The sequence below is a fragment of the Psychrobacter sp. genome, assembly GCF_036731945.1.
In the GTDB taxonomy this organism is placed as follows: Bacteria; Pseudomonadota; Gammaproteobacteria; order Pseudomonadales; family Moraxellaceae; genus Psychrobacter.
The window spans coordinates 8,773-17,703 of the sequence record NZ_DAINDI010000047.1; the positions used below are offsets into that span (position 1 = coordinate 8,773).

The following is an 8,931-nucleotide window of genomic DNA, read 5'->3' on the forward strand; positions in this document are numbered from 1 at the left end:
GGCGGCGGCATTCACCGACAATCCTGTGGTACGCGCCCAAGCCATGCACTTACTCATTTTTGCCCTCGCTTATCAATTATTTGATGGCTGGCAGGTCAATGTCGCTGGTATATTACGCGGTATGCAAGATACCACGGTGCCGATGTGGGTGACGCTATTTTGTTATTGGTTGGTTGCTTTACCACTTGGCGTCTATCTCGTGCGCTTCACCGACGTTGGCGCCCAGGGTTTTTGGATGGCGCTCATCACTGGGTTATTCTTATCGTCTATATTATTAAGTCTGCGTCTGCGCTATCAGCAAAAACGCTTGACAACATTATGGGCTTGATGCGGTCGCTTGGTTCAAACGTAGCGTCTAGTAACCATGACTGGCGCTACCTTATGACATCGACTATGATAAATCATTGAATATTTCTTACGCTTAAGCACGCTTACGTCATAATATGTAAAAAAACTCAGTTAACAACTGTACATCGATTGCTCATTGGCGTGAATATAGGTATCATTAGCAATTACCAATACAATATTTAGTTACACTATTTTTTTCTAGAAATTAGTACAAGGCAAAATTAAAATTATGGATATTGAAAAAATACGCACCCTGATCGCACTCATGGAAGAAAGTGAACTGGTTAATTTAGAAATCAGCTCAGACGACGAACACATCAGTCTAACTCGTCACTATGATGCGCCAGCACCGACGATGATGGCTGCGCCTGCCGCAGGTGCTGCACCTGTCGCTGCCGCTGCAAAAGCCGCCGTCAAAGCTGGCAGCGTTGAAACCTCGCCAATGGTGGGTGTTTATTATTCAGCCCCAAGTCCTAACGATCCGCCATTTGTAAAGGTCGGTCAAAAAGTACAAGCAGGCGATACGCTTGGTATCATTGAAGCCATGAAAATCATGAATCCTCTTGAAGCGACTCAAAGCGGCGTCATTGATGAAATCTTAGTGGATAATTCTGAAGTGGTACAGTTTGGTCAGCCAGTCATACGCTATAAAGCGTAACGCTATCTACCAACCTTTACTTTGTAATGATTGAGACCTCGTTATTATTCATCGACATCAGCGCTCGGTTTGTCTAAATTTTATGTAGCGCAGTTTGCTGTTACGATGTCTAAAATAGCGAGGCTATCAATGACTGCCGCTTTGACAAGGATGACCCCATGATAAAAAAACTGCTCATCGCCAATAGAGGTGAGATTGCCCTACGTATCGTTCGAGCTTGCAAGGCGCTTGGCATAGAGACCGTCGGTGTCTATTCAACGGCGGATGCCAATTTAATGCACCTACGCTTTGTTGATGAAGCAATCTGTATTGGCAAACCCAACGCCAACCAAAGCTATCTCGATATTAGCACCATTTTGACCGCCGCTGAAATCACCGGCACTGATGCCATTCACCCCGGTTATGGTTTTTTGGCAGAAAATGCTGAGTTTGCTGAACGCGTCGAAGAAGCTGGCTTAACCTTTGTCGGTCCCAATGCTGACCACATTCGCTTAATGGGCAATAAAGTATCAGCCATTAATGCCATGAAAAAAGCGGGCGTACCAACAGTTCCTGGTTCAGTGGGTGCCGTCACTTTGCATAACGCTGAAGAGCAAGCGCGCAATATCGGCTTTCCCCTCTTGATTAAAGCTGCTTCTGGTGGCGGTGGCCGCGGTATGCGCGTTGTTGAGCGTTTTGATGAGCTTATTGGCCAAGTACAAGCTGCCAAACAAGAGGCTGAGCTGTGGTTTGGTGACGATACCGTCTACATGGAGCGCTATCTCCAAAATCCGCGCCACGTAGAAGTACAGGTACTGGGCGACGGTAATGGCAATGCCATTCATCTGTATGACCGCGACTGCTCATTACAACGTCGTCACCAAAAAGTCTTAGAAGAAGCACCTGCCCCAGATATCCCTGACGATGTGCGTCAGCCTATTTTAGATGCTTGTGTTAAAGCTTGTGAGCTGGTGAAATATCGCGGCGCCGGTACCTTTGAGTTTTTATTTGAAAATAATGAATACTTTTTTATTGAGATGAATACACGCGTGCAGGTTGAACATCCAGTCACTGAGATGATTACCGGTATTGACGTCGTCGTTGAACAGCTTAAAATCGCCGCTGGTTATGGTCTATCGTATCGCCAAAGCGAGATAGAAATTCAAGGCCATGCGATAGAATGCCGTATCAATGCCGAAGATCCAGCGACCTTTATGCCTTGTCCAGGTACGGTCAATCAGTTGTTTGCCCCAAGTGGCGCGGGCGTGCGTTTTGACTCGCACCTCTACCCAGGTTATGAGATTCCAAGCTATTATGATTCATTGATTGGTAAGCTGATCTGTCACGGTCAAACACGTCAGCAAGCAATATCTAAGACACTGCATGCGCTTGACGAATTGGTGATTGAAGGTATCAAAACCAATATATCCTTACATCGTGATGTGATTTTAGCGGATGATAAATTCGTTAATGAAGCACAAAACATTCATTATCTAGAAAGAGAATTATTAACATCTAATAAAGATAAAGCTGATGCTGCTTCTTAGTTAGTCTTAGTCTTAGTCTTTTTGTTTAAGCAGAAATTAAAAAAAACCGCTACCTAAAAGATAGCGGTTTTTTTATATGTCTAAATTTTATAAAGTGCTGCTTAAATTTTATAAATAACGCTAAAAGAATGCTAAGGTAATATTCTGGTGAAATTCATAAAGCATTCTGTACCCTCAGGATCGGCGCACCACTGCATTTTATTGCCTTCATGGTTCAAAAACGCTATTAATGCCTCGCCAGTTTGATCTACCTGATTACCCGAGCAATCGACTTCGTTATTATCATAAACCGTTTTTAGCGCAATAATAGGCAAGCCTTCATCACGATGGGTGACTAAGTAACGCCCGTAAGTCCATTCTTTACCACTAACTGCCCACATCTCATTATCGGCAGCAAAGTTATAAATCTCTCGACATTGAGTAGACTTAGCGGTTAACAGGTTTTTACTGCTAGTTGGCTGCACCTTGATGATACGCTTTTCATTTTGGGTCAACACGCCACCCTCAGCGCCAGCATTGACTTTTGGTTCATCAATTTTGCCCAGCTCCATCTTTGACGCCGCTTGCTTGGCTTGCGCATCTTTGGTCATCGTGATGTCACTGTCTAAATCTATCTCCCACTGTCCGGCGATAGCGGGACTGATATGAGTGGTAACGGTAGGTTTGCTAACCGCTTCACCGTTCACTGGCAGTGACGCTAAAATAGAAGCCAATGAAAATGAAGCAAAAGATATAGGTTCCATAATTAACCTTTTTTAATATTATAATAATAAATAAGACGTACATTAGCGTAAGTCTTAGACACCAAAAACACAAGTAACATTATGCTATTAGTAGTACGACTTTGACCAACCCTGACCTCAACGTAACACTTCATCAATGAATTCATGCCCAATATTGTTTTTAAAACTCACCTACCAAATATTAAGTGTATATACACAAAAATAACGCCATGGCTAATTTGCAAAAGCCATGGCGTTATAGATTAGCATCGTAAACTGAGCTATTTTAACATCAGCTAAAGGCGATATTAAGCAGCAACTGGGCTAGCCGCTTGAGCAAAAGCAGACAATGCGCCTTTCAGCATCGCTGATACCGTGCTACTACAAGTGCCGATGCCTGAGTAAACATCACCGTCTACATTTAGCTGAATGTAAGCCGCGGCATTGGCGTTGGTTTTATTATCATTGTTGGTATCATCATCGATACCATCACCGCTATTATGCTGCGGATTAATCGCGTGCTCAGCGTAGTTAATAACATGGATGGATTTACCTGTGTGCTGCGCAAGTCCATCAATAAACGATGACAATGGACCATTACCGGTTCCGTCAATAGTAATGGTGTCGCCATTCATCTGTACTTGACCGTTAAAGTAGACCTCGCCGCCTTTGTTATTGACACTATAATCTAGAAGCTCGAAGCTGCCTTGCTGTAGATATGTCTCTTCAAAGGTTTGTAAGATTTCATCATTCTGTAATTCACGAGCAGCGCTTTCCGCTTGTTTTTGGACCACACCGCTAAAGTCGATTTGCATCCAGCGCGGCAAATTAAAGCCATAGTTACGCTGCAAGATATAAGCAACGCCGCCTTTACCAGATTGGCTATTGATACGAACCACGTCTTGATAGCTGCGACCGATGTGCGCCGGATCAATCGGCAAATAGGCAACATCCCAAACGTTATTGGTTTCATCTTGATGTTTTTCATTGTAATCAAGAGACTTTTTGATGGCATCTTGATGCGAGCCACTAAAGGCGGTAAAGACCAACTCGCCAACGTATGGATGACGCGGATGTAGTGGCAAGTTATTACACTCGCTCACCACTTGTACAATCTCACTCATATTACTAAAATCAAGCTCTGGGTCGATACCTTGGCTGAACAAGTTCATCGCCATAACCATGATATCCATATTACCGGTACGCTCGCCATTGCCAAGCAAGGTACCCTCGATACGATCGGCACCAGCAAGTACGCCAAGCTCGGCAGCAGCCACCGCACAGCCACGGTCGTTATGCGTATGTAAGCTTACCGTGACATGCTCACGCTTGGCAATATGACGGCAAAAATACTCAACTTGGTCGGCAAATACGTTTGGCGTTGATGCTTCAACCGTCGCTGGCAAGTTTAAAATCACTTCTTGACCGTTTTCAGGCTGCCAAACCTCACAAACCGCGTCACAGACTTCGACCGCATATTCAGTTTCTGTTTGACTAAAGCTTTCAGGCGAATACTGGAATACCCATTCTGTTTCCGGATATTTGGCTGCGTATTCAACCAATAAATTAGCGCCAGCAATGGCTATTTCTTTAATTTCTGCTTTATCCTTAGCGTATACTTTTTCGCGTTGTACGCGGCTGGTTGAGTTATAGACGTGAACGATGGCACGCTTCGCGCCTTTTAATGATTCAAAAGTACGGGCAATCAAATGCTCACGCGCCTGCACCAATACTTGCAAAGTCACATCGTGAGGGACATGATTTTCTTCAATCAATTTGCGAGCAAAATCAAACTCTACTTGCGCCGCCGATGGGAAACCAATTTCAATCTCTTTAAAACCCACATCGACCAAGGTTTTAAAAAAGCGCATTTTTTGTTCAATGGTCATCGGATCAATCAGCGCCTGATTGCCATCACGCAGGTCCACGCTTGCCCAAATTGGTGATTTCTCAATCGTCTTGCTCGGCCATGTACGATCTGCTAGCACAGGAGCAAACGCAAATGGACGATATTTACGGAAATCAAAAGCGGCATTTTTTGGGGTGACTTTTGCAGGCGCGCGGTCTGCATTGCGTGTTGCTTGATTAGGCATAATCAATCCTTAGATAACATAAAGAGCTGAGTTGAAGTATATTTTTAACTGGGCAACTAATGACCAAGCACTCTTTATCATACGAGATAATAAAAGTTTATGCCATTATAATAACAAAGTTTTTGTGCTAGAAATCAGCTTTATTTAGCTACTATTTATAATATTTTAGTGAAATAAACCACTATTTCACCTATAATTAGATTATTCCACTAGATAGATGATATCCGATGTTAAATAATCATACGACCAATATTTTACCTATAGATATTGATGCTACCGACAAACAATTATTACGCTTACTACAAACCCAAGCACGTATGAGTATTACTGAGCTTGCCGAACGGGTTAACTTATCCGCGACCCCTTGCGCGCGCCGTATCAAACGCTTGGAAGAAGCAGGTATTATCACCGGCTACCATACCCAGACCGATGCGCAAAAACTTGGCTATCCTTTAGCCGTTTTTATCGCGATTAGTATGGATCGCCATACTGCAGATCGCTTTGAGCATTTTGAAGAGAAAATCCAAAGTTTCGATGAAGTAGTGAGCTGTAGTATCGTCACCGGTCGCACCGAAGATTACTTAATCAAAGTACGGGTGCGTGATATGGCGCATTATGAAGAGTTTTTATTGCATAGGCTCAATCGCATCGAAGGCGTCGCCCAAGTGCATACCAGCTTTGAGCTACGAGAAGTCTTTAGCCGTAGCGTGGTTTAGTTTGACTGCTTTTGAGCTTGACGCTGAAAAAAGAAAACTAAAGCCAATCCGAATAATAAACCGCTAGCCGCGACCAATAAACCCGCGTTAAAATTATCCTGTTTCCCTGCCAGCGCCACCGTGACCAGCGGTCCTATGAACTGCCCTATGGCATAAGCCAAAGTTGCCAGCCCAATCAACAAATTTGAGTAAGCGGGATTGATATTTTTAATCAAATTAAGTGTCATTGACACCATACCAACAAAGGTTAATCCTAAAATCACCGCATTACCGTACAAGCCAATAGCGCCATCAAACCATAGTGGTAAACACATGCCAAAAGCTTGCAACAACGTCAACCCCATCAAGGTTTTACTCTCGCCAATACGCTTGGCAAGCGCGCCCCAAATAGGGTTTGATAACATGGCAAAGATACCAACTACCAACCAAATCAATAACCCTGCATAGCTTTGTGCCGTCAGGCGCTGCGTTGCCATGACTGGCAAAAAAGTCGCCGACGTAATATAACCAAACCCCGCCAGCACATAACTTGCCGACAGTAATGCAATCGCCTTGCTATGACCAGCCGCCGCTTCATATAACGAACGTTTAAAATTACGATAAGCTTGCGGTACAGATAGGTGTTGATTGTTATGGTTTAATTCGGCAGGCTTCGATTTGAGAGATGATAGCTTAGAGGATTGTCGCTTAGGACATTGTAAGTTAGAGGACGATAATTTAGATGATGGTAAGTCAGGTGAAATCAGATTTTGCGGTCTGATAGCATAAAGTAGCCATAATAACGGCAGACTGATAACTCCTGCTACCAACCAAATAATATCGAAATGATAACCGAGCGTTAATAGCCACCATGTCAAGACGGCAGAGGCACTGATACCGACGCCAATCCCCGCATAGTGCAAAGCTGAGAGCACTGAGCGGCGCTCATTGCTAAAGCTTTGAATAACCAGCGATGAGCTTAAAATCATCGCCACCCCACTGGCGATACCTGATAGCAGCCTGATGATATACCAGCTATTCAATGATAGATTTGGCACGACTAATAGCATGGTAGTCACGATGCTGACGGCTGTCCATGTTATGAGCATTTGCCATGTCAAACGTTGGGGCACAAACATCGCAATCAGCGCGCCAATAAAATAACCACTATAATTGACCGAAGCCAGCCAACCTGCAATGACCGTCGATAACGATAATTGCGTCATGATATCAGGTAAGGTGGCGGTAAATAAAAAGCGCCCAAACCCCATCACTACTGCCAGACAATACAACCCTATGCAAGCAATTACCGTTTGATTGGTAATAATAGTAGTAGCACGGCTTTTAAGAGCAGTCATCATGACAGAGCCATTTTGTGGCAAAACGCCCACAATCCTTTGTGTTAAAAAAAGCCATACCTAATCAATTAAAAATACAAAAAACGTCTCAATATAACACTTACTACTATAACGCGCTTACTACTAAGAAATATTGCGAATTGGATTGCTTGCTTGTTCATCTACTGCTGTTTGTCCCAGCATTTGCACGCGCTGATCACTAAACATATCCATATCGGGGGCAAGCGTGCGCATAAAGCGATCAAAATAGAGCATCTGCTTGGTCAGTAAAGCAAAATCACGTGGGAAATGAATGCCATGACGTTTACCGACCTCGACAATCTCTAACATCATTTTATTTAATTCATCAGCTTGCTCTTTACTATTAAAAGGCACGCCACTGGTAAAGGCTTTGTCTTCTGCCATAATGGTTTTCATCATACGCTGCAAGTCATTGCCCAATGCCGCGACGTTAACTTGGTTGCCGCCATGGGTCATCTCCATATCAATCATATGGCGCGCCATGGCTTGATAATCGCTGTCTTGCATTGCTTGCATCATACCCATACAGGCGCGCCAGCTCTCAGCTTTTAATTTACCAACGATACCGAAGTCTAAGAAACCAATACGCCCATCGGTTAATAGCATTAAATTACCCGCGTGCAAATCCGCATGGAAACTATTACAGAGCATGAGACTGGCAAACCAAGTATTAAGGGTATCTGCCATCACTTGCGCCGGATCATTACAATACTGACGCATGGCGGCTTCATCTACCATAGAAACGCCGTATAAGCGGCTCATGGTCAGTACACGCTTGGTGGTCAGCTCCTCATAGACGGTTGGCGCAACGACGCGTGTATTTCCTGATATCGCTAAAAATTGCTGAAAATCACGGATATTTTGCGCCTCAGCGATAAAATCGGTTTCGGCAAGCATCCGCAGACGAATCTCATCAATAATTGGCGCAATACTGGCAAAACGCATAGAAGGCATTAACAGCTCAACCAACTTGGTCACAGCGTGCAAGACCCCCAAATCGGTTTGCATGATGGTTTCAACGCCTGGTTTTTGTACTTTTAGCACTACTTCATCGCCATTATGTAAACGCGCTGCATGCACTTGGGCAATAGACGCTGAAGCGAGTGGTTTTTCGTCGATATAAGCAAAAATCTCTTCAAGCGTCAGGCCAGTGGCGGCCAGCTCTTCTTTTAATACCTGTTCGATATAAGTGTACGATAATGGCGTCGTTTGATCCAAACAGCTCTGAAACGCCTCTACATATTCACGTGGAAATAATGATGGCGTACTGGCGATAAACTGCCCGATTTTGATATAAGTCGTACCCAATTGTTCAAAGGTTTCTTTTAACAGCATCGCATCAGGTTTTTCACCCTTTGCAACTCTCAGTGCAGACAAACCAGCAACGCTTGCGGTTTGGCGCACACGATTAACGACATTAAAGGTATGCTTTAATAAATGCGGACGATGAATTTTCATAAAAAACAACTATGGTAATAAAAAGGAGTTGATGAGGATAGGAAGAGTTAAA

The 8,931-nt window shown here is 43.8% G+C and carries 8 protein-coding genes; 4 read left to right on the top strand and 4 right to left on the bottom strand.

What is annotated here, in order from left to right:
• The 3 genes from V7D75_RS10225 to accC form a co-directional block, all read left to right on the top strand.
• Positions 1–328, top strand: a 328-nt coding sequence (locus V7D75_RS10225; protein WP_333614477.1) for an MATE family efflux transporter, incomplete at its 5' end; no start/stop codon positions are given.
• Between the two features lie 249 nt (positions 329–577).
• Positions 578–1,006, top strand: coding sequence for an acetyl-CoA carboxylase biotin carboxyl carrier protein (gene accB / locus V7D75_RS10230; RefSeq protein ID WP_144296917.1), 429 nt, complete (start codon positions 578–580; stop codon positions 1,004–1,006).
• 158 nt (positions 1,007–1,164) lie between these two features.
• The gene (gene accC, locus V7D75_RS10235) at positions 1,165–2,532 is read left to right on the top strand and encodes an acetyl-CoA carboxylase biotin carboxylase subunit (RefSeq protein ID WP_333614478.1); all 1,368 of its coding nucleotides are present in this window, start codon (positions 1,165–1,167) and stop codon (positions 2,530–2,532) included.
• Between the two features lie 131 nt (positions 2,533–2,663).
• On the opposite strand, the gene V7D75_RS10240 is transcribed toward accC, so the two are convergent.
• Both V7D75_RS10240 and leuA read right to left on the bottom strand, forming a co-directional pair.
• Positions 2,664–3,275: a hypothetical protein gene (locus V7D75_RS10240; RefSeq protein ID WP_333614479.1), complete on the bottom strand. Its 612-nt coding sequence runs from the start codon at positions 3,273–3,275 to the stop codon at positions 2,664–2,666.
• A gap of 287 nt (positions 3,276–3,562) precedes the next feature.
• The gene (leuA, locus tag V7D75_RS10245) at positions 3,563–5,347 is read right to left on the bottom strand and encodes a 2-isopropylmalate synthase (protein ID WP_333614480.1); all 1,785 of its coding nucleotides are present in this window, start codon (positions 5,345–5,347) and stop codon (positions 3,563–3,565) included.
• A gap of 227 nt (positions 5,348–5,574) precedes the next feature.
• Here leuA and V7D75_RS10250 point away from each other — a divergent pair, with 227 nt between their 5' ends.
• Positions 5,575–6,063: an Lrp/AsnC family transcriptional regulator gene (locus tag V7D75_RS10250; RefSeq protein WP_333614481.1), complete on the top strand. Its 489-nt coding sequence runs from the start codon at positions 5,575–5,577 to the stop codon at positions 6,061–6,063.
• Here the strand turns inward: V7D75_RS10250 and V7D75_RS10255 are convergent.
• Both V7D75_RS10255 and V7D75_RS10260 read right to left on the bottom strand, forming a co-directional pair.
• Positions 6,060–7,403, bottom strand: a complete 1,344-nt coding sequence (locus tag V7D75_RS10255) for a YbfB/YjiJ family MFS transporter (RefSeq protein WP_333614482.1) — start codon at positions 7,401–7,403, stop codon at positions 6,060–6,062. The two genes, V7D75_RS10250 and V7D75_RS10255, sit on opposite strands and share 4 nt — an antisense overlap.
• A 120-nt stretch (positions 7,404–7,523) precedes the next feature.
• The gene (locus tag V7D75_RS10260; protein ID WP_333614483.1) at positions 7,524–8,879 is read right to left on the bottom strand and encodes an ABC1 kinase family protein; all 1,356 of its coding nucleotides are present in this window, start codon (positions 8,877–8,879) and stop codon (positions 7,524–7,526) included.
• Positions 8,880–8,931: the final 52 nt, after the last annotated feature.

What these genes read in the sequence shown, in the direction of transcription:
- accB (WP_144296917.1), top strand. Translation starts at nt 578, where the DNA reads ATGGATATTGAAAAAATACGCACCCTGATCGCACTCATGGAAGAAAGT.
- accC (WP_333614478.1), top strand. Translation starts at nt 1,165, where the DNA reads ATGATAAAAAAACTGCTCATCGCCAATAGAGGTGAGATTGCCCTACGT.
- V7D75_RS10240 (WP_333614479.1), bottom strand. Translation starts at nt 3,275, where the DNA reads ATGGAACCTATATCTTTTGCTTCATTTTCATTGGCTTCTATTTTAGCG.
- leuA (WP_333614480.1), bottom strand. Translation starts at nt 5,347, where the DNA reads ATGCCTAATCAAGCAACACGCAATGCAGACCGCGCGCCTGCAAAAGTC.
- V7D75_RS10250 (WP_333614481.1), top strand. Translation starts at nt 5,575, where the DNA reads ATGTTAAATAATCATACGACCAATATTTTACCTATAGATATTGATGCT.
- V7D75_RS10255 (WP_333614482.1), bottom strand. Translation starts at nt 7,403, where the DNA reads ATGATGACTGCTCTTAAAAGCCGTGCTACTACTATTATTACCAATCAA.
- V7D75_RS10260 (WP_333614483.1), bottom strand. Translation starts at nt 8,879, where the DNA reads ATGAAAATTCATCGTCCGCATTTATTAAAGCATACCTTTAATGTCGTT.